The sequence below is a fragment of the Diaphorobacter ruginosibacter genome, from assembly GCF_014395975.1.
GTDB classification, from domain to species: Bacteria; Pseudomonadota; Gammaproteobacteria; order Burkholderiales; family Burkholderiaceae_C; genus Diaphorobacter_A; species Diaphorobacter_A ruginosibacter.
Window position 1 is genome coordinate 2,758,529 of record NZ_CP060714.1, and the last position, 18,613, is coordinate 2,777,141.

Annotated in this window: 18 protein-coding genes; 12 read left to right on the top strand and 6 right to left on the bottom strand. The window is 66.1% G+C overall.

The genetic code is table 11. The features are described from left to right. Positions 1–13: 13 nt before the first annotated feature. Positions 14–910, bottom strand: a complete 897-nt coding sequence (locus tag H9K76_RS12425) for a 2-keto-4-pentenoate hydratase (RefSeq protein WP_187595746.1) — start codon at positions 908–910, stop codon at positions 14–16. Between the two features lie 58 nt (positions 911–968). Here H9K76_RS12425 and H9K76_RS12430 point away from each other — a divergent pair, with 58 nt between their 5' ends. Further along, positions 969–2,105, top strand: a complete 1,137-nt coding sequence (locus tag H9K76_RS12430) for an iron-containing alcohol dehydrogenase (RefSeq protein ID WP_187595747.1) — start codon at positions 969–971, stop codon at positions 2,103–2,105. An 83-nt stretch (positions 2,106–2,188) separates the two neighbouring features. Here the strand turns inward: H9K76_RS12430 and H9K76_RS12435 are convergent, their stop codons facing one another. The 5 genes from H9K76_RS12435 to H9K76_RS12455 form a co-directional block, all read right to left on the bottom strand. Next, positions 2,189–3,142, bottom strand: a complete 954-nt coding sequence (locus H9K76_RS12435; protein ID WP_187600617.1) for a CysB family HTH-type transcriptional regulator — start codon at positions 3,140–3,142, stop codon at positions 2,189–2,191. 94 nt (positions 3,143–3,236) lie between these two features. Beyond that, positions 3,237–3,452 carry a TOBE domain-containing protein gene (locus tag H9K76_RS12440; RefSeq protein ID WP_187595748.1) on the bottom strand — a complete coding sequence of 72 codons (216 nt, stop codon included), beginning with the start codon at positions 3,450–3,452 and terminating at the stop codon, positions 3,237–3,239. A gap of 44 nt (positions 3,453–3,496) precedes the next feature. After that, on the bottom strand, positions 3,497–3,658 hold the full coding sequence (locus tag H9K76_RS12445; protein WP_187595749.1) for a hypothetical protein: 162 nt from the start codon (positions 3,656–3,658) through the stop codon (positions 3,497–3,499). Between the two features lie 119 nt (positions 3,659–3,777). After that, positions 3,778–4,068: a hypothetical protein gene (locus tag H9K76_RS12450; protein ID WP_187595750.1), complete on the bottom strand. Its 291-nt coding sequence runs from the start codon at positions 4,066–4,068 to the stop codon at positions 3,778–3,780. A gap of 31 nt (positions 4,069–4,099) precedes the next feature. Further along, positions 4,100–5,131 carry a sulfate ABC transporter substrate-binding protein gene (locus tag H9K76_RS12455; protein WP_187595751.1) on the bottom strand — a complete coding sequence of 344 codons (1,032 nt, stop codon included), beginning with the start codon at positions 5,129–5,131 and terminating at the stop codon, positions 4,100–4,102. Positions 5,132–5,282: 151 nt separating this feature from the next. Between H9K76_RS12455 and H9K76_RS12460 the strand changes: the two genes are divergently transcribed. From H9K76_RS12460 to H9K76_RS12510, 11 genes are all read left to right on the top strand, one after another. Then, positions 5,283–5,555, top strand: a complete 273-nt coding sequence (locus tag H9K76_RS12460; RefSeq protein WP_187595752.1) for an oxidative damage protection protein — start codon at positions 5,283–5,285, stop codon at positions 5,553–5,555. A 342-nt stretch (positions 5,556–5,897) separates the two neighbouring features. Further along, entirely contained in the window at positions 5,898–6,449 is a 552-nt protein-coding gene (locus tag H9K76_RS12465) for a PPC domain-containing DNA-binding protein (RefSeq protein ID WP_187595753.1), read from the top strand. Next, positions 6,442–6,912, top strand: coding sequence for a PPC domain-containing DNA-binding protein (locus H9K76_RS12470; RefSeq protein ID WP_187595754.1), 471 nt, complete (start codon positions 6,442–6,444; stop codon positions 6,910–6,912). The genes H9K76_RS12465 and H9K76_RS12470 overlap by 8 nt, the downstream gene beginning before the upstream one ends. Next, a complete protein-coding gene (locus H9K76_RS12475; protein WP_187600816.1) occupies positions 6,893–7,690 on the top strand; it encodes an SDR family NAD(P)-dependent oxidoreductase in 798 nt (265 codons plus the stop codon). The genes H9K76_RS12470 and H9K76_RS12475 overlap by 20 nt, the downstream gene beginning before the upstream one ends. A gap of 39 nt (positions 7,691–7,729) precedes the next feature. Then, entirely contained in the window at positions 7,730–8,893 is a 1,164-nt protein-coding gene (locus tag H9K76_RS12480) for an acetyl-CoA acetyltransferase (protein ID WP_187595755.1), read from the top strand. Continuing rightward, positions 8,890–10,479, top strand: coding sequence for an acyl-CoA synthetase (locus H9K76_RS12485; protein WP_187595756.1), 1,590 nt, complete (start codon positions 8,890–8,892; stop codon positions 10,477–10,479). The genes H9K76_RS12480 and H9K76_RS12485 overlap by 4 nt, the downstream gene beginning before the upstream one ends. Positions 10,480–10,571: 92 nt before the next feature. Next, positions 10,572–11,582, top strand: a complete 1,011-nt coding sequence (locus H9K76_RS12490) for a TRAP transporter substrate-binding protein (RefSeq protein WP_187595757.1) — start codon at positions 10,572–10,574, stop codon at positions 11,580–11,582. Continuing rightward, positions 11,579–13,489, top strand: a complete 1,911-nt coding sequence (locus H9K76_RS12495) for a TRAP transporter large permease (protein ID WP_187595758.1) — start codon at positions 11,579–11,581, stop codon at positions 13,487–13,489. Before H9K76_RS12490 ends, H9K76_RS12495 begins: the two co-directional genes overlap by 4 nt. 97 nt (positions 13,490–13,586) lie before the next feature. Then, positions 13,587–14,474, top strand: coding sequence for a LysR family transcriptional regulator (locus H9K76_RS12500; RefSeq protein WP_187595759.1), 888 nt, complete (start codon positions 13,587–13,589; stop codon positions 14,472–14,474). A gap of 127 nt (positions 14,475–14,601) precedes the next feature. Further along, complete coding sequence (gene mnmC, locus H9K76_RS12505) at positions 14,602–16,563, top strand: bifunctional tRNA (5-methylaminomethyl-2-thiouridine)(34)-methyltransferase MnmC2/FAD-dependent 5-carboxymethylaminomethyl-2-thiouridine(34) oxidoreductase MnmC1 (RefSeq protein ID WP_187595760.1); 1,962 nt, start codon at positions 14,602–14,604, stop codon at positions 16,561–16,563. Positions 16,564–16,745: 182 nt separating this feature from the next. Continuing rightward, positions 16,746–18,593, top strand: coding sequence for a nitrite/sulfite reductase (locus tag H9K76_RS12510; RefSeq protein ID WP_187595761.1), 1,848 nt, complete (start codon positions 16,746–16,748; stop codon positions 18,591–18,593). Positions 18,594–18,613: the final 20 nt, after the last annotated feature.

An 18,613-nucleotide genomic window follows, 5' to 3' on the forward strand; every position in this document is an offset into this window, starting at 1 on the left:
AAACCGGCGGATGTCAATCTGATTGTCCTGGAAACACGGGAGGCTGAAAGTTCACTCTGACCGGCTTGGCGCCGGGCAGACCGAGGTAGGTCGCGGTCACGCTGAGGCCTGCCTTGGGTGGCATGAGCGGCGAAAACGATCCAAGGCTCACCAGATCGCCCGGCTTGAGCTGGATGTTCTCCTGCCGCAGCGCCTGCGCGATCCAGACCACCGCATTGAGCGGATGCCCAAGGATATCGCTGCCCTTGCCGCTCGCGAGCGTCGCGCCGGAATTGTCGGTGAGCTGTATGGACATGTCGGCCAGCGCCTGCAGGTAGACGCGCTGCTGCTCCGGGAACACCGGCACGGAGATCGGCTCGCCCGCCACCCCCGCACGCGCGCCCACGTTGATGGCGGCAACGCCCGCGCCGTTGAGCGTGGCCGGGTTCTCCACCAGCAGGTCCGGCAACTCGATGAACGGGATGATCTGGTCGATGTTCTCCAGCACCTCGGCCGGCGTGCGCGCCACATTGACGTTCACGTGCTTCACTCGGACCAGCAGATCGGCCTCGAACAACGGGTGTGCGCCGAACCGCACGGGAAGCGTGGTGTCATTCGGCTGGATCATGCCCGAGTACAGCACGCCCCAGACCGGCTTGTTGGTGCCGAAGCGCTGCTGCACTGCTGGGTTCGTCAACCCCGCCTTGTAGCCGACCACCTTGTCGAACGCCTGGCTGAGCAAGGCGTTGAACCGCGCCCTCGAGCATGCGCCGTCGTCGTCGGAGAGATGCGCAATGTTGGGCGAGGGCTTGAGCGCCACGTAATTCTGCATGAGCTGGGCCACCTCGCCCGGCTGCAGGCAGGCTGCCCCTGCACTTGTCGCGCAGAAGACAGACAACGCCAGCGGAATCAACGCGGATTTCGAAATCATGAAGGCCTCCTGAGGTAATCTGCATGTATCGTAAATCCAAGACCGGAGACATCGCACCATGGCTTTCATCTACTACGTCACGCAGATCCAGTTCGACTACGGCGCAGTCGCCCTGCTCCCGCAGGAATGCGCCCGCAGCGGCATCACCCGGCCGCTCGTCGTGACGGACCAGGGCGTGAAAGCCGCCGGCGTGCTCCAGAAGGTGCTGGATGCCATGCCCGCCATGACGGTCAGCGTGTTCGACCAGACCCCCTCCAATCCCACCGAGGCCGCCGTGCGCGCCGCCGTGGAACTGTTCAAGAGCGGCCAGTGCGACGGGCTGATCGCGGTAGGCGGCGGTTCGGCCATCGATTGCGCGAAGGGCATCGCGATCGCCGCCACGCACGAAGGCCCGCTCAAGACCTATGCCACCATCGAGGGCGGTTCGCCGCGCATCACCGAACGTGCCGTGCCGCTGATCGCCGTGCCCACCACCAGCGGCACGGGCAGCGAAGTGGCGCGCGGTGCCATCATCATCGTGGACGATCATCGCAAGCTGGGCTTCCACTCCTGGCACCTCGTGCCCCGAACGGCCATCTGCGACCCCGCGCTGACGCTCGGCCTGCCGCCGCAGCTCACGGCTGCCACCGGCATGGACGCGATCGCACACTGCATGGAAACCTTCATGTCGTCGGCCTTCAACCCGCCCGCTGACGGCATTGCACTCGACGGCCTCGAGCGCGGCTGGGCGCACATCGAGACGGCCACCCGCGACGGCGCGAACAAGGAGGCACGATTGAACATGATGAGCGCCAGCATGCAGGGCGCCATGGCCTTCCAGAAGGGGCTGGGCTGCGTGCATTCGCTGAGCCACAGCCTGGGCGGCCTGAACCCGCGCCTGCACCATGGCACGCTGAATGCCGTCTTCCTGCCCGCGGTGATCCGCTTCAACGCAGAAGACGCCCAGGTCCGCAAGGACAGGCGCCTCGAGCGCATGGCGCATGCCATGGGACTGGGTGCAGGCGGCGACGTGGCGCAGGCCGTGCGCGACAAGACGGCTCGCCTGGGCTTGCCGACCGGCCTTGCCGCACTGGGCGTGACCGAATCCATGTTCGACGACGTGATCAAGGGTGCGCTCGCGGACCACTGCCACAAGACCAATCCGCGCGAGGCATCGCCCGAGGACTACCGCGACATGCTCAAGGCATCGATGTGACCTGCCGGTCCGGGATGGGTGTGTGAGGGGGGCCGGGTTGCCCGCTCCACCCGCCCCACCCTCCCCGTACTCGGCCTGCAGCCTCAGATCACATACTCGCACTCCACGATTTCCGACTTCAGCGCCCCCTCCACCACGTCGCGCGTCAGCGTGGGCACGAAGGCCTCGATGAAGCTGTAGGCGTAGCTGCGCAGCCACGTGCCGCGCCGCAGGCCGAGGCGCGTCAGGTTCACCTCGAACAGGTGGCGCGCATCGAGTGCCCGCAGGTGGCGGTCGCGGTCGGGGTCGAAGGCGATGGCAGCGACGATGCCCACGCCCATCTCCAGTTCCACATAGGTCTTGATGACGTCCGCGTCCATGGCGGTGAGCACGATGTCGGGGGTGAGGCCCGCACGCGCGAAGGCCGCGTCGATGTGGGCGCGCCCGGTGTAGCCCGACTCATAGGTGATGATCGGGTAGCGCGTGAGATGCTCCAGCGTCACGGCGCCCTCCTCCAGTTCGAGCAGAGGGTGACCCGGAGGCACGACAATGGAATGCGTCCAGCGGTAGCACGGCAGCGTCACCAGCTGGTCGTGGCTGCCGAGGGCCTCGGTCGCCACGCCGATGTCCGCCTCGCCCGACAGCAGCATCTGCGCGATCTGGTCGGGCGAGCCCTGGCGCAGATGCAGTGAAACGTCGGGGCAGATCTCACGAAAATCACGCACCACCTGGGGCAATGCATAGCGCGCCTGGGAGTGGGTGGCGGCCACGACCAGCCCGCCACTGCGGCTGCGTCCGAAATCGTCGCCGGCGCGCTTGAGGTTCTCGGACTCGAGCAGCAGTCGCTCGACGATCGGCAGCAGCACATGGCCGGGCTGCGTCAGGCCCGTGAGGCGCTTGCCAGCCCGCACGAAAAGCTCTACGCCAAGCTCCTCCTCCAGTTCCCTGATCTGGCGGCTGACGCCCGGCTGCGAGGTGTGCAGCATGGCCGCGACGTCGGTGAGGTTGAACCCGCGGCGCACGGTTTCGCGCACGGAGCGCAATTGCTGAAAATTCATGTTGCTGTAGTTGATTCTGGAACGCCAGAACACCGGCTGCGCGCATGCGTCTTCACGCATGCGGCGCGCCGGGCGTCGGTGGATGGGACGTGCGTCAGAGCTTGGCGATCGACACTTCGGTGGACTTCACCAGCGCCACCACCTCGGAGCCCTTGGCGAGGCCCAGTTCGTCCACCGAGCGGGTGGTGATGACCGAGGTGACGATGCCGAACGGGGTCTGCACGTCCACCTCGGAGACGACTTCGCCGCGGATGATCTCGCTGACCTTGCCCTTGAATTGGTTGCGCACGTTCACTGCTTGAATCGACATGGTGTGGTTCCTTTGGATGGTTTCGAATGAGGTCTCTACAGGGCTCAATACGAGATCGCGAAGCCGAGACGGCGCGTGATCTGCGCAGGGGCCCGGCGGCGCTGGCTGCCCGCCGAACCGTTGACGAGAAGGCCCCAGGCTGCGGCGGTGACCTGCAGCAGGTTGCCTTGAATGCTGGTGTGGCTGGTGTGGCTGGTGTTCGACATGATGAAAACTACTTTCTGCGATGGTGTCGGGGTGATGGAGATCGGATAGCGGGCATCAGGACTGGCCGTGGATGCCTGCAGCGCTGGTCAGCGCGTGGTTTGGTGGCGTTGGCACGCCATCAACCGCATTCACCATCGCAGCGACATCGCTGTTCCCGGTGCCGGGACACCGGGGAGATGTCCGTCACCATCAGCACATCGAACGCGGTGAAGGCCTCTGCGTCCACGTCCCGCATTCGCTCCCTGTCCTCCTGGCTCGCCGTCGCACGGAACGGATCCCACAGCCAGGCGAACGCTCCGCGCAGCCGTCCGCGCAGGCCGGGTTGCACAGCCTCCCGGACCGTGCCGCCATCCGGAACAGCGGGAGTGGAAGAAGAAGAGGAGGAAGAAGGAGAAATGGAGGAAGTCATGGCCTTCACCTTGTGTTGCAGCAAGCCGCCTTCAGTGCAGCTTCTTCGTGTAGATCTGGTCGAAGCTGCCGCCGTCGGCAAAATGCGCCTTGTCGGCCTTGCCCCAGCCGCCAAAGGCCTCGTCGATGGTCACCAGCGTGAGCTTGGGGAACTGCTTGTCGAACTTGGCCTTGGCCTTCTCGCTGCTGGGGCGATAGAAGTTGCGGCCCGCGATGTCCTGCCCCTCGTCGGAGTACAGGTACTTCAGGTACTCCTCGGCCAGTGCGCGGCTGCCCTTCTTGTCAACCACCTTGTCGACCACGGCCACCGAGGGCTCGGCCAGGATCGACAGCGACGGCACGACGATCTGGAACTTCTCGGGACCGAATTCCTTGAGTGCCAGGAACGCCTCGTTCTCCCATGCCAGCAGCACGTCGCCCACGCCGCGCTGCACGAAGGTGATGGTGGCGCCGCGCGCACCGGTGTCGAGGACTGGCACGTTCTGGTAGAGCTTGCCGATGAAATCCTTGGCCTTGTCCTCGCCGCCGTACTTGCGCTTGGCAAACTCCCAGGCGGCCAGGTAGTTCCAGCGCGCGCCGCCCGAGGTCTTGGGGTTGGGCGTGATCACGCCGACGCCCGGCTTCACCAGGTCATCCCAATCCTTGATGCCCTTGGGGTTGCCCTTCTTCACCAGGAACACGATGGTCGAGGCATAGGGGGCGGAGTTGTGCGGCAAGCGCTGCTGCCAGTCGGCCTTGACGAGACCCGCCTTGGCAAGGGCATCGATGTCGCCGCCGAGGGCGAGCGTCGCCACATCGGCGTCGATGCCGTCCAGAATCGAGCGCGCCTGCTTGCCCGAGCCGCCGTGCGACTGCTTGAACTGCACGTCCTGGCCCGTCTTGGCCTTCCAGTGCTTGGCGAAGGCCTGGTTGTACTCGACGTACAGCTCGCGTGTCGGGTCATAGGACACATTCAGGAAGCTGACCGGATCCGCCGCGAACGACGGCATTCCCGTCAGGGCCAAGGCCCCGATCAGTCCGAGTGCGGCTGGAAACTTGATAAAGTGACGGCGATCTTTCTTCATGGCGTGCTTTCCGGGTCTTTTGAGCTTGAAAAATGTCGTTGATCCGTTGAAATCGGATCCGATGCCATGCATTCTGGAAGTCACACGTCAAAACTGGAACAAATAAGATTTCAGTTCTATATTCAAAAAACGTCTAACAAAGGGTGATCCCATGGCACGTACCGTTCAATGCATCAAGCTCGGCCAGGAAGCCGAAGGTCTCGACTTCCCGCCATACCCAGGCGAGCTGGGCAAGCGCATCTATGAAAATGTGAGCAAGCAGGCCTGGGCCGACTGGCTCAAGCACCAGACCATGCTGGTGAACGAGAACCGGCTGAACCTCGCCGACGCCCGCGCCCGCCAATACCTCGCCCGCCAGATGGAAAGTCACTTCTTCGGCGGCGGCGCGGATGCAGCGGCCGGATTCGTCCCGCCCAGCGCGTAACACTGGACAGGCCAGACAGGCGAGCCAGACGACACGGACTTTCGCAGTACCGGCGTACCGAGGCACCGAGCAGTCCACCCACTCCAGCCGGATCGGCCGACAAGACAAGGAGCGCCCAAGGGCGCTCCTTGTCTTTCCAGGCACGCTTTCGCCTTTGCCTGTCATCCGGCGCCGTCCGGAGTGCCGCCTCCGATCGATTTGCAATGCGAATCGATCTTTCCAAATTCCAAAATTCCCATATCGATCACCGCCACGTAGAGTTCTCCCAAGCCCGGACAACACGCGGACACCCCGCAGTTCCGGGTCCAGAAAAGCTGTCAAAAGCAACAGGAGACACTACACATGCCAGAGCCACGCATGGCGCTGCCGCGTCCGCGCACCCTCGTACATCCAGGCCCCTTCAGCCCCCGCCGCATCGAGCACATGGAAGCTGCCGGCGGCCAGCACCTCCGGCTCTCGATCCCGCCACAGGCCATCCTCCACGACGCGCTCGTCGACGCAATGAGCCGGCATGGAGTCGCCTGTGCCTCCATGACGCTGATTGGCGGGCACTTCAGCACGTTTTCCTTCTGCTTCGCCGGAGCCGACCCGAGCGGCGAGGCCGTGGTGCGCTACAGCGCTCCCATGACGTCGCAATCCACCCGCTTGCTGTTCGGCAATGCCACGCTGGGCAAGTCGCAGCAGGGTCGCCCCATCGTGCATTGCCACGCCGTCTTCCAGACCGATGATGGCGTCATCGCGGGCGGCCACGTGCTTACCGACCGTTGCCGCGTGGGGCACACGCCGGTCACCGTGCTGGCCACGTCGCTCGAAGGCTTCGAGCTGCGCCTGCAGGTGGACGAAGAGACCCGCACGCCGCTGCTGCGTCCCCTGCCGGAGCCAAGCCATGGGTGAGCTGCTACATGTGGAGGCAGGCCGCATGGGCCGCGTCGCTTATGGCCGCATCGCTCCCAACGAGGATCTGGTGCAGAGCGTCGAGAAACTGTGCCTCGCCCAAGGCTTCCGCTGCGCCTTCGTGCGCGGTGCGCTGGGCAGCCTGGTCGATGCCTGCCTGCTGCAGCGCGACGGTTCGTGCCAGACCGTGCTCGGCCCTGCGGTCGAGATCGTGAGCCTGGCCGGCGAGGTCCGCCCGCACACCGACGGATCGCTGCGCGCCGCGCTGACCGGGGTGGTCTCCGATCCGAACGGCCGCGTCTATGGCGGCCCGTTCGTGGCGGGAGCCAACACTGTCTGCGTCACCTTCGAGATCACCCTGGAGGAGTGGCTGCCCGACAACCCCATCCAGGTTCCCGCCTTCGCGGTACCCCTTCCATCCCCCCACACAACCGGAGATCAAAGTGAGCAAAGTATTGAATGACAAGCCCGTGGCCGTCGTCACGGGAGGTGCGCGCGGCATCGGCCTGGAGATCGGCCAATGGTTCCTGCGCCATGGCCGCCGCGTCGTGCTGCTGGACCGTGACGCGGCAGCGCTGGACGCCGCCACGACGGAGTTCGGGCAGAACCCGGACGTGCTGATCCTGAACTGCGATGTCTCCCGCCCCGAGGACGTGGAGCGCGCCGTTGCCACCGTGCGGTCCACCTTCGGCCGTGCCGACAGCCTGGTGAACAACGCCGGCGTGGCGGTCTTCAAGCCGGTGCTGCAGACCTCCTTCGCGGAGTGGCGCGACGTGATGTCCACCAATCTCGATGGCGCCTTCCTCTGCAGTCAGCTGTTCGCGCCGCTGCTGCTCGAACAGCAGGGAGCGGCGATCGTGAACATCGCGTCGATCTCGGCACTGCGCGCCAGCACCCTGCGCGTCGCCTATGGCACGAGCAAGGCAGCGCTCGTGCACCTGACCAGGCAGCTGGCCGTCGAACTGGGCGATGCCGGGGTGCGCGTGAACACCGTGTGCCCCGGTCCCGTGGAAACCGAGATGGCCAAGCTGGTGCACAGCGTGGCCATCCGCTCCGACTACTACGACGCGATTCCGCAGGGCCGCTACGGCACGGTGGAAGAGATCGCCAACGCGGTGGGCTTCCTGTGCAGCGCGGAGGCCAGCTTCATCAACGGCCAGTTCATCGCCGTCGATGGCGGCTTCGATGCCGCCGGCGTGGGCCTGCCCACCCTGCGCCGTACGCAGGCACAGGCGGCCTGAACCCGGACACCCGGACGACAGAACCACAAGGAGACGCTCTTGCACCACAATGCCTACATCCTCGGCTGGGGCCACACCCAGTTCGGCAAGCTCGACCAGGTCGAGTCCGAAACCCTGATCCGCGATGCCGTGACCGGCGCGCTCGGAACGGCCGAACTGGAGCCGCGCGACATCGACGGTATCTTCGTCGGTCACTTCAACGGCGGCTTCCTGCAACAGGACTTCTCGGCCGCGCTCGTTGCCATGGCCATCCCGGAACTGCGGCACGTTCCCGCGATGCGCATGGAGAACGCCTGCGCGACCGGGTCCGCCGCCATCTGGGCCGCCCTCGACGCCGTGCAGTCCGGCCGCGTCCGGCACGCGCTGGTCGTGGGTTTCGAGCGCATGAACACGCTGCCCACGGCGCAGGTCGGCGATGTGCTGCTCAAGTGCTCCTATGTGAAGGAGGAGGCCGACGTACCCGCGGGCTTTGCCGGCATCTTCGGGCAGATCGCCTCGGCCTACTTCGAGCGCTTCGGCGACCAGAGCGATGCGCTCGCCACCATCGCCGCCAAGAACCATGCCCATGGCATGCGCAACCCGTACGCCCACATGCGGCGCGACTTCGGCTTCGACTTCTGCCGCCATCCGTCGGAGAAGAATCCCATGGTGGCAGGGCCGCTCAAGCGCTCGGACTGCTCGCTGGTATCGGACGGTGCGGCAGCACTCATCATCTCCGCCGCGCCGTCCCGCACCCGCCCCAATGTGCGCTGGCGCGGACGTGCGCAGGCCAACGACTTCCTGCCACTCTCGCGCCGTGATCCCACACGCTTCGAAGGCGCCGCACGCGCCTGGCAGCAGGGCCTGGACGATGCACAGCTGTCACTCGGGGACCTGCATTTCGTCGAGACGCATGATTGCTTCACCATGGCCGAGCTGCTGCAGTACGAAGCCATGGGACTGGCCGGGCACGGCGAAGGCGCGCGCGTGGCGCTGGACGGCGTCACCTCCCGTGGCGGGCCACTGCCGGTGAATCTCTCCGGAGGCCTCAAGTCCCGCGGACACCCGATCGGAGCGACGGGCGTCTCCCAGCATGTGATGGCAGCCATGCAGCTGGCGGGAGAGGCCGGCGAAATGCAGCTGCCAGGAGCCGGCATCGGCGCCGTGTTCAACATGGGTGGCGCGGCGGTCACCAACTACCTGAGCGTGCTGGAGGCGGTATGAGCCAGGCCCAGGTGACAAACCTCTCGCTGCTGTTGTCGCAGACGGCGGCGCTGCACCCGGACCGGCCGGGCCTGATCCAGGGCGAACGGTCATGGAGCTGGCGCGAAATCGACGACCGCGTCAATGCCATGGTCCAGGCCCTGCGCAATCTCGGCGTGAAGGCCGGTGACAAGATCCTGGTGCAGTCGCGCAACAACCTGGCGATGTTCGAGAGCTGCTGGGTGGCCTTCCGCCTGGGTGCCGTCTGGGTGCCGACCAACTTCCGGCTCACTGCCGCGGAGGTGGCGTATCTGGGCAGCTCGAGCGAGGCCGTCGCGATGCTCGCGGAGGACTGCTTTGCCGAGCACGTCGATGCGGTGCGCGCGGCATCGAGCCATCTTCGCCACGTTGTGACCATCGGCACGCCGCGCGCGAACGAGTGGAGCCACGAAGCCCTGGTGCGCGACAACCTGGGTGCACCGCCCGCACCCGCCGCGGTCACCGCGCAGCAGCCGCTCTGGTATTTCTACACCTCGGGCACCACGGGCCGTCCCAAGGCGGCCATGCTCACGCACGGGCAGATGGCCTTCATCGTGACGAACCACCTCGCGGACCTGGTGCCGGGCATCGACGAGCGCGACACCGCCATCACCGTCGCGCCGCTGTCGCATGGCGCAGGAATCCATGCGCTGCTGAACGTGGCACGCGGCGGCGCCAACGTGCTGCTGCCCAGCGAGAAATTCGATCCGGCCCTGTTCTGGAGCCTGGTGCAGGAGCATCGCGTGTCGCACCTGTTCACCGTTCCCACCATCGTGAAGATGCTGGTGGAGGACCCGAGCGTGGATGCCTTCGACCACAGCAGCCTGCGCTACGTGATCTATGCCGGAGCACCGATGTACCGTGCGGACCAGCAGACGGCCCTGCGCAAGCTGGGCCCCGTGCTCGTGCAGTACTACGGCCTGGGCGAGGTCACGGGGTGCATCACCGTGCTGCCACCGCGCATGCACGCAGCGGACGATGCCGATGCCAACGCCCACGTCGGCTCGTGCGGCAGGCCACGCACCGGCATGGAGGTGGCCATCCTCGATGCCCGGGACGAGCCCGTCGCGACAGGAGCCACGGGAGAGATCTGCTGCCGCGGCCCGGGGGTCTTCGCGGGCTATTTCAACAACCCGGAGGCCACGGCCAAGGCGCTACGCAACGGCTGGTTCCACACCGGCGACATTGGCCGCATCGACGCCCGCGGGCTGCTCTACATCACCGGCCGGGAGTCGGACATGTACATCTCCGGCGGCTCCAACGTCTATCCGCGCGAGGTGGAGGAAGTCATCCTCACGCACCCCGATGTGGCCGAGGTCGCCGTGCTCGGCATTCCCGACGCCAAATGGGGCGAGATCGGCGTTGCCGTCGTCGTCGCACGCAGTCCGTCGCTCGATGCCGAGTCCCTGCTCGGCCATCTGGACGGACGCTGCGCCAGGTACCGCTGGCCGCGCCACATCTTCTTCTGGGATGCCCTGCCCCGGTCCGGCTACGGCAAGGTCACCAAGAACGACATCCGCAGGCAGCTCTTTGCGCGCGGAGACCTGAAGGAGGCCACCACCGCATAGCCCCCGCACCCAGTTCCAGATTCCAGCTTCCCGCCCTACCCGGCTGTCGGCACGACAGCCGACGGTTCATGACTAAAACTCAGGAGACAACCATGACAATGACCCGACGCACCGTTCTGAATGCTGCAGCCGCCGCAACGCTTGCAGCACCCTGGATCCATGCCCGCGCCGCCAAGGCCGAGTTCACCTACAAGTACGCCAACAACCTGCCTGTCACGCATCCCATGAACATCCGTGCCAAGGAGATGTCGGCGGCGATCCTGGCCGAGACCAACGGGCGCGTGGACATACAGATCTTCCCCTCCAGCCAGCTGGGCAGCGACACGGACGTGCTGAGCCAGCTGCGCTCGGGCGGGGTCGAGTTCTTCACGCTCTCGGGCCTGATCCTCTCGACCCTGGTGCCCGGAGCCGCCATCACCGGCGTAGGCTTTGCCTTCAAGGACTATGACGCGGTGTGGAAGGCGCTCGACGGGGAGCTTGGGGCCCACGTGCGTGGCCTCATCAACAAGGCCAACCTGGTGGTGATGGACCGCATCTGGGACAACGGCTTCCGCCAGATCACCTCGTCGGCCAAGCCGGTGAACACCGCCGCCGACCTGGCCAACTTCAAGATCCGCGTGCCGGTGTCGCCGATGTGGACCTCGATGTTCAAGGCGCTGGGCGCATCGCCCACCTCGATCAACTTCGCCGAGGTCTACACCGCCCTGCAGACCAAGGTGGTGGACGGCCAGGAGAATCCGTTCGCCGTGATCGACACCGCCAAGCTCTATGAAGTGCAGAAGTATTGCTCGGTCACCAATCACATGTGGGATGGTTTCTGGTTCCTTGGCAACCGGCGCGCATGGGAGCGCCTGCCGGAAGACCTGCGTGCCATCGTCGCGAGGAACATCAACGCTGCCGGCATGAAGCAGCGCGCCGATGTCGCCGCGATGAACACATCGCTGCAGCAGGCTCTCGCGGGCAAAGGCATGGCGGTCAGCGAGGCACAGAACGCGACCTTCCGTGACCACCTGAAGAAGGCCGGCTTCTACAACGAATGGAAATCCAAGTTCGGCCCCGAGGCATGGGCCGTCCTCGAGCGCTCGGTCGGAGCGCTGACATGAGCTGGGCGGTTGAATCGACCGGAGCGCTGGACGGCGCGCACGGGAGTGCGCCCGGAAGCTGGCCGCCCGCCGTGCCGACATCGCACGGCCTGATCACGCGGATCGACCGGCTGCTGGGCGGCTTCGTGGAAATCGTGGCCGCCGCGCTGGTGCTGGCGGACATCGTCGTTCTGCTCGCGGGCGTGGTCGCGCGCTTCGTGTTCCACCAGCCGCTCGTATGGTCGGATGAGCTCGCATCGATGCTGTTCATCTGGCTGGCGATGCTGGGCGCCGTGATTGCCCTGCGCCGCGGCGAGCACATGCGCATGACGGCCGCCGTGACGCGCATGGGGCCGCAGCGGCGCGCGGTGTTCGAGGCCCTCGCGCAATGCGCCTCCATCGCCTTTCTCGCGCTGACGATCTGGCCGGCGTGGGAATATGCGTCGGAGGAGCGCTTCATCACCACCTCGGCGCTCGAGATATCGAACGCCTGGCGCGCCGCCGCCCTGCCCACCGGCATCATGCTGATGCTCGCATTTGCCGCCATGCGCCTGCTGCGCGAGACCTCCCTTGGCAGCGTGACCAAGGCCGCGCTGATCACCGCGATCATCCTCGGGGGCTTCTGGATGGGCGCGAGCGTCTTCGAAGACCTGGGCCGCTGGAACCTGCTGATCTTCTTCGTGGGAGTGGGTGCGGGATGCGTCTTCTCGGGCATACCGATCGCCTTTGCCTTCGGGCTCGCTTCGCTCGGCTACCTGTCGCTCGGGACCACCACAGGCCTCTCGGTGATCATCGGGCGCATGGACGAAGGCATGTCGCACCTCATTCTGCTGGCCGTTCCATTGTTCGTCTTCCTGGGCCTGCTCATCGAGATGACGGGCATGGCCAAGGCCATGGTCAATTTCCTGGCCGGCATGCTCGGGCATGTCAAGGGCGGCCTGTCCTACGTGCTGGTGGGAGCGATGTACCTGGTCTCCGGCATCTCGGGATCGAAGGCGGCGGACATGGCGGCGATCGCACCCGCACTGTTCCCCGAAATGAAGAAACGCGGCGCCGACGAGGGAGACCTCGTAGCTCTGCTGTCCGCCACCGGGGCCCAGACTGAGACGGTTCCGCCCAGCCTGGTGCTGATCACCATCGGCTCGGTCACGGGCGTGTCGATTGCGGCGCTGTTCACGGGCGGGCTGCTGCCGGCCGTCGTCCTGGGAGCGATGCTGTGCGGGGTGGTCTGGAAGCGCAGCCGCGGCGAGCAGCTCGGAAACGTGGAGAAGCTGTGCTGGAGCAAGATCGCGGGCCTCGCGGCCTACGCCCTGCCCGCACTGGCGTTGCCCTTCGTGATCCGGGCTGCGGTGGTCGAGGGCATCGCCACGGCCACCGAGGTGTCCACCATCGGCATTGCCTACGCTGTCATCGCCGGGCTCACGTTCTACCGCCAGTTCGACTGGAAACGGCTCCTGCCCATGCTCGTGTCGACGGCCTCTCTCTCGGGAGCGATCCTGCTGATCATCGGCACAGCAACGGCCATGGCCTGGGGTCTCACCCAATCGGGCTTCTCGAGTTCGCTCGCAAGCGCGATGGGAGGACTGCCCGGCGGCGCGGCGATGTTCATGGTGGTATCGATGGTCGCGTTCATCTTTCTGGGCGCCGTGCTGGAAGGCATTCCCGCCGTGGTGCTGTTCGGCCCCCTGCTGTTCCCGATCGCCAGGCAGTTGGGCATCCACGAGGTGCACTATTCCATGGTGGTGATCCTCTCGATGGGATTGGGTCTCTTCGCGCCGCCTCTGGGCGTGGGCTACTACTCGGCCTGTGCCATCGGCCGCGTGAACCCCGACAAGGGCATCCGGCCCATGCTGGGCTACATGCTCGCGTTGCTGATCGGCACCGCGCTGGTGGCGGCCGTGCCCTGGCTGTCCATCGGATTCCTGTAGCCGGCGGTGCAGGTCGTGGCCGCACGCCCATAATCCAACGGTCTGGAGGGTTCATGACAGCCGTTGGAACAACACCTGCACCGAGGAGCGCGTACGCATGGAGCTGAGGCATTTGCGATGTTTCGTCGCCGTCGCCGAAGAATTGCATTTCGGCAAGGCGGCAGAGCGCCTGCACCTGTCCCAGCCTCCTGTCAGCCTCGCCATCAAGGAGCTGGAATCCGAGCTCGGGGTGATGCTTTTCGAGCGCACTTCAAGGCGCATCTCCCTCACGCGCATCGGCGAGGAGATGCTCAAGGAGGCCCGCACGGCGCTCGCGTCCGCGGAGGCCATGAGGCGGCTGGCCAAGGACGAGTGCATGGGCACCACCGGCACGATCTCCATCGCCTTTATCAGCCTCGCGGCCTACGCCTTTCTTCCCGACCTGCTGCGCGAGTTCAGCAGTGCCTATCCGCGCGTGAAGGTGCAACTGCGCGAAAGCACGACGGATCGCATCATCGAGGACCTGGAGCAGGGCCGGCTCGACCTGGGCTTCGGGTTCCTCACGCCGCAGCAGCCCGCCGCCATCGCCAACGAGATCCTGCTGCGCGAGCCACTGGTCGTCGCCCTGCCCGCGGGACACCCGCAGGCTTCGCGCAAGGCCATCGACCTGCGCGATCTCGCGAATGAAAACTTCCTTGGCTTCGAGCGCTACTACGGCCCGCTGATGTTCGACGCCATCGTCGCCACCTGCATGCGCCACGGCTTCAGCCCGAGGATGTTTCCTGCGACGCAGATGCACACGATCGTGAGCCTGGTCTCCGGCGGGCTGGGCGTCGCGCTCGTTCCCGCCTGCGTGACGGTCCAGCGGCGCGAAGGCGTCACGTACCGTCCAATGCTGGGCGAGAAGACCTACGTGGAGACCTGCGCCATGTGGCGCCAGGCCCATCAATCGCCGGTGCTGCTGGCCTTTCTGAAGCTCATGGCCGAACGGCAGTCCTCTGCGTGACGGCTGCCGGGCAGAATTCCTGACACGTTCCTTCCGCCCGCGCCGGGAGTGCCGCATACGGGCGTACAGTTGCGGGTTCGCCTTTTTCTGCCTGCCCTTCCTTTTTCCTGCTCTCCTTTTTCGCGCCATGACCGAGCCCCTCGACTGGCTTCCCGACGGAACCCCCTTCAGCCAACGCTTCAACGACCGCTACCACAGCGATGTCAACCACGGACTCGACCAGGCGCGCGACGTCTTCATGCGTGGCTGCGGGCTGCCCGAGGCCTGGGCCCACCAGCCGCAGTGGCGCATCCTCGAAACCGGTTTCGGGCTGGGACTCAATTTCCTCGTCACCTGGAAGGCCTGGAGGGAGGACCCGGCGCGCTGCGGCGTGCTGCATTTCACCTCCTGCGAGGCGTGGCCCGTCAGCGCCGACGATCTCCTGCGAGCGACGCCGCAGGAACTCGGGCCGCTCGCCCAGGAGCTGAGCGCCCAGTTCTTCGGCCTGCTGCCCGGCGTGCACCGCCTCTCGTTCGATGCAGGCCGGGTACTGCTGACGCTGTGCATCGGCGATGCACAGGCCATGCTGCGCCAGCAGTCACCGCGCGCGGACAGCGTGTATCTCGACGGGTTCAGCCCCAAGGTCAACCCCGAACTCTGGAATGTGCATCTGTTCAAGGCCGTTGCGCGCTGCTGCCATCGCGGCACGCGGCTTGCCACCTGGACCATCGCACGCGCGGTGCGTGACGACCTCGCACAGTGCGGGTTCGAGGTGCAGAAGGTGCCCGGCGTGCCGCCCAAGCGCGACAACCTGCAGGCCACCTACAACCCGCGCTGGCAGCCCCGCGAGCGGCGCGACAGGCGCGAGGCCCTGCCGGACGTGGCGTGGGACACCACAGGTACGCAGCCCATGCATTGCATGGTCATCGGCGCGGGCCTGGCCGGCAGTGCCTGCGCGGCAAGTCTTGCACGGCGCGGCTGGCAGGTCACGGTCATCGATGCCGCCACGGCTGCGGCAGGCGCTTCAGGCTTGCCCGCCGGCATTTTTGCGCCCCATGTCTCGCCCGACGACAGCGTGCTCTCGCGGCTTTCCCGCGCGGGCGTGCGTGCCACGCTGCAGGCGCTGCAGCCCTTGCAGCGAGGCATGGACTGGGACGAGTGCGGCGTGCTTGAGAACCGCATCGATCATTCGCCCGGCATTCCGCCAGGGTGGACCACGGATGCCCGCAGCGCGGGCGCCGACTGGAGCCGCCCCGCCTCGGCATCGCAGTGCACCGACAACGGGCTGCCCGCCGACGCCACCGCATGCTGGCATGTGCGCGCAGGCTGGGTCAGACCGCCACGGCTCGTCACGCACCAACTCGCACACCCCGGCATTCGCCTTCTGCAACATGCCAGAGTGGCCCGGGTGGACCGGCTCAGCCGGAACCACGACGGCCCTGCCCCGTGGCAAGCGCTGGACGACCAGGGGCAGACCATCGCAACGGCCGACCTGGTCATCGTCACCGCCGGCTTCGACAGCCACCAACTGCTGGCACGGCGCTGGCCGCTGCAGGCCCTGCGCGGCCAGATCAGCTGGGGAGCGCATGCCCGGCAGGTGCCGGCCACGCCCTGGCCTCACGCCCCGGTGAACGGCCATGGCAACCTCGTGCCCGCCTTTCCCCTTGGGGACGACCATCCCTCGGACCTTGGCTGGGTGCTGGGCTCGACCTTCGAGCGCGACGTGTCCGAACTGCCACCGTCTTCCGAGGAGCGGGCGGCGGCGCATGCCGCCAATTTCGAGAAGCTGCGGGCACTGGTGCCCAGGCTGGCCGAGGCGCTGCAGCCCTCGTTCGCCGCAGCGCAGTCATCCGGACAGCCACCGGACGAAGAAATGGGCGCCGTGCGCCACTGGTCTGCCGTGCGCTGTGCATCGCACGACCGCCTGCCCATCGTGGGCCCGGTCGATCATGCACGGCTGCCGGGCCTGTGGGTCTCCACCGCCATGGGCTCGCGCGGGCTCACGCTGTCCGTGCTGTGCGCTGAGCTGCTGGCGGCACGGCTGCACAACGAGCCGCTGCCGCTGGAGTCCAGGCTGGCCCAGTTGCTCAGCAGCGAACGCCAGGGCTGACGACAGACGGGCTCGTTGACGCCAGCTCTGATCGCAACGGAAATGACCGCAGCGCATTTGTTATGTCATTTTTTGCATATATGACTAAGCAAATATTCGTTTGAAATATTAAGACCGACTTTTACAGTCTAGGGCATGGCGTCAATCCAGACGCGTAGAAGCGACCTATCGCCTGCCCCACCATGTACCAATACACAGAGTTCGACAAGCAGTTCATCAGCCTCCGCGCCGAGCAGTACCGCGACCAGCTGGAGCGTTTTCAGGCCGGAAAGATCACGAACGACGAGTTCAAGCCGCTGCGCCTGCAGAATGGCTGGTATGTGCAGCGCTACGCGCCAATGCTGCGCGTGGCCGTGCCCTACGGCGAGCTCTCCAGCACCCAGCTGCGCGTGCTGGCCAAGGTAGCGCGCGAATATGACCAGCCCGACGCGGCGCTGCTGGCCGAGGCCCAGGCCACACAGGAAAAGCTGGGAGACATCCCGCTCGCCGATGGCCGCCGTATCGGCACCGTGCTCAAGCACGGCTACGGCCACTTCACGACCCGCACCAATGTGCAATTCAACTGGATTCCGCTCGACAAGAGCGCGGACGTGATGGATCTGCTGGCTTCCGTCCAGCTGCACGGCATCCAGACCAGCGGCAACTGCATCCGCAACATCACCACCGACGCGCTGGCGGGTATTGCGGAAGATGAAATCGTCGATCCGCGCCCCTACTCGGAAATCCTGCGCCAGTGGAGCACGCTGCACCCCGAGTTCTCGTTCCTGCCGCGCAAGTTCAAGCTCTCGCTCAATGGCGCCAAGGAAGACCGCGCCGCGCTCGGCTGGTATGACACCGGACTGCAGCTCGTGAAGAACGAAGCGGGCGAAATCGGCTTCAAGGTGCGCGTGGGCGGCGGCATGGGCCGCACTCCGGTGATCAGCCCCGTGCTGCGCGAGTTCCTGCCATGGAACCAGATCATGAATTACCTCGAAGCGGTGATTCGCGTCTACAACCGCTATGGCCGCCGCGACAACCTGTGGAAGGCCCGCATCAAGATCCTCGTGAAAAGCGAAGGGCAGAGCTACATCGATCAGGTGGAAGAAGAGTTCCGCTCCATCGTCGAAGACGAAGGCGGCCCGCACACCATCACGCAGGCTGAATTCGACCGCGTGGCGGCCAACTTCAAGGAGCCCGAACTCGACCTCTCGCCCTCCGATGCCGAGGCCGAAACCCTGGCCCTGCTGCGCACCGCGAGCAACGAGAACAGCGACTTCGGCCGCTGGCTGCACAGCAATGTGCTGCCGCACCGCCTGCCTCAGCTGCGCGCCGTGGTGCTGTCGTTCAAGCGCCTGGGCTATGCGCCCGGCGATGCGACGGCCGACCAGATGGATGCCGCCGCCGACCTCGCCGACAGGTTCTCGCACGGCGAGCTGCGCGTGACCCATGAGCAGAACCTGATGCTGCCCTGGGTGCGCCGCGACCAGTTGCCCGAGCTGTACAAGGCGGCGAAGGCACTGGGCCTCGCCAAGGCCAACATCGGCCTGCTGACCGACATGATCGCCTGCCCCGGCGGGGATTTCTGCTCGCTCGCCAATGCCCGCAGCCTGCCGATCGCCGAGGCGATCACCGAGCGCTACCAGGACCTGGACGAGCTGTGGGACCTGGGCGAGATCGACCTGCACATCAGCGGTTGCATCAACTCCTGCGGCCACCACCACAGCGGCCACATCGGCATCCTCGGCGTCGACAAGGACGGCAAGGAGTGGTACCAGATCACGCTGGGCGGCGCGGACGGAACCCATCTCTCCGGTCCCGCCACGCCCGGCAAGATCATCGGCCCGTCGTTCAGCGCGGCCGAAGTGCCCGGCGTGATCGAGGCACTGCTGCAGACCTACCGCGACCAGCGCGAAGCCCTGCCGCATGACACGGCCCGCGCCGCCCACGGCCAGAAGCACGAGAACTTCATCGACACCGTGCGCCGCATCGGCATCGAGCCCTTCAAGGCCGCCGCCAACGCCGTGCGCCAGAACGCTCACGCCGCCGCGTGACACGACCCAGAGAACAGACT

Coding starts and splice junctions, on each gene's coding strand:
- mnmC (WP_187595760.1), top strand. CDS start 14,602: ATGACCGAGCCCCTCGACTGGCTTCCCGACGGAACCCCCTTCAGCCAA.
- H9K76_RS12440 (WP_187595748.1), bottom strand. CDS start 3,452: ATGTCGATTCAAGCAGTGAACGTGCGCAACCAATTCAAGGGCAAGGTC.
- H9K76_RS12490 (WP_187595757.1), top strand. CDS start 10,572: ATGACAATGACCCGACGCACCGTTCTGAATGCTGCAGCCGCCGCAACG.
- H9K76_RS12470 (WP_187595754.1), top strand. CDS start 6,442: ATGGGTGAGCTGCTACATGTGGAGGCAGGCCGCATGGGCCGCGTCGCT.
- H9K76_RS12485 (WP_187595756.1), top strand. CDS start 8,890: ATGAGCCAGGCCCAGGTGACAAACCTCTCGCTGCTGTTGTCGCAGACG.
- H9K76_RS12495 (WP_187595758.1), top strand. CDS start 11,579: ATGAGCTGGGCGGTTGAATCGACCGGAGCGCTGGACGGCGCGCACGGG.
- H9K76_RS12460 (WP_187595752.1), top strand. CDS start 5,283: ATGGCACGTACCGTTCAATGCATCAAGCTCGGCCAGGAAGCCGAAGGT.
- H9K76_RS12510 (WP_187595761.1), top strand. CDS start 16,746: ATGTACCAATACACAGAGTTCGACAAGCAGTTCATCAGCCTCCGCGCC.
- H9K76_RS12465 (WP_187595753.1), top strand. CDS start 5,898: ATGCCAGAGCCACGCATGGCGCTGCCGCGTCCGCGCACCCTCGTACAT.
- H9K76_RS12450 (WP_187595750.1), bottom strand. CDS start 4,068: ATGACTTCCTCCATTTCTCCTTCTTCCTCCTCTTCTTCTTCCACTCCC.
- H9K76_RS12425 (WP_187595746.1), bottom strand. CDS start 910: ATGATTTCGAAATCCGCGTTGATTCCGCTGGCGTTGTCTGTCTTCTGC.
- H9K76_RS12500 (WP_187595759.1), top strand. CDS start 13,587: ATGGAGCTGAGGCATTTGCGATGTTTCGTCGCCGTCGCCGAAGAATTG.
- H9K76_RS12430 (WP_187595747.1), top strand. CDS start 969: ATGGCTTTCATCTACTACGTCACGCAGATCCAGTTCGACTACGGCGCA.
- H9K76_RS12445 (WP_187595749.1), bottom strand. CDS start 3,658: ATGTCGAACACCAGCCACACCAGCCACACCAGCATTCAAGGCAACCTG.
- H9K76_RS12435 (WP_187600617.1), bottom strand. CDS start 3,142: ATGAATTTTCAGCAATTGCGCTCCGTGCGCGAAACCGTGCGCCGCGGG.
- H9K76_RS12455 (WP_187595751.1), bottom strand. CDS start 5,131: ATGAAGAAAGATCGCCGTCACTTTATCAAGTTTCCAGCCGCACTCGGA.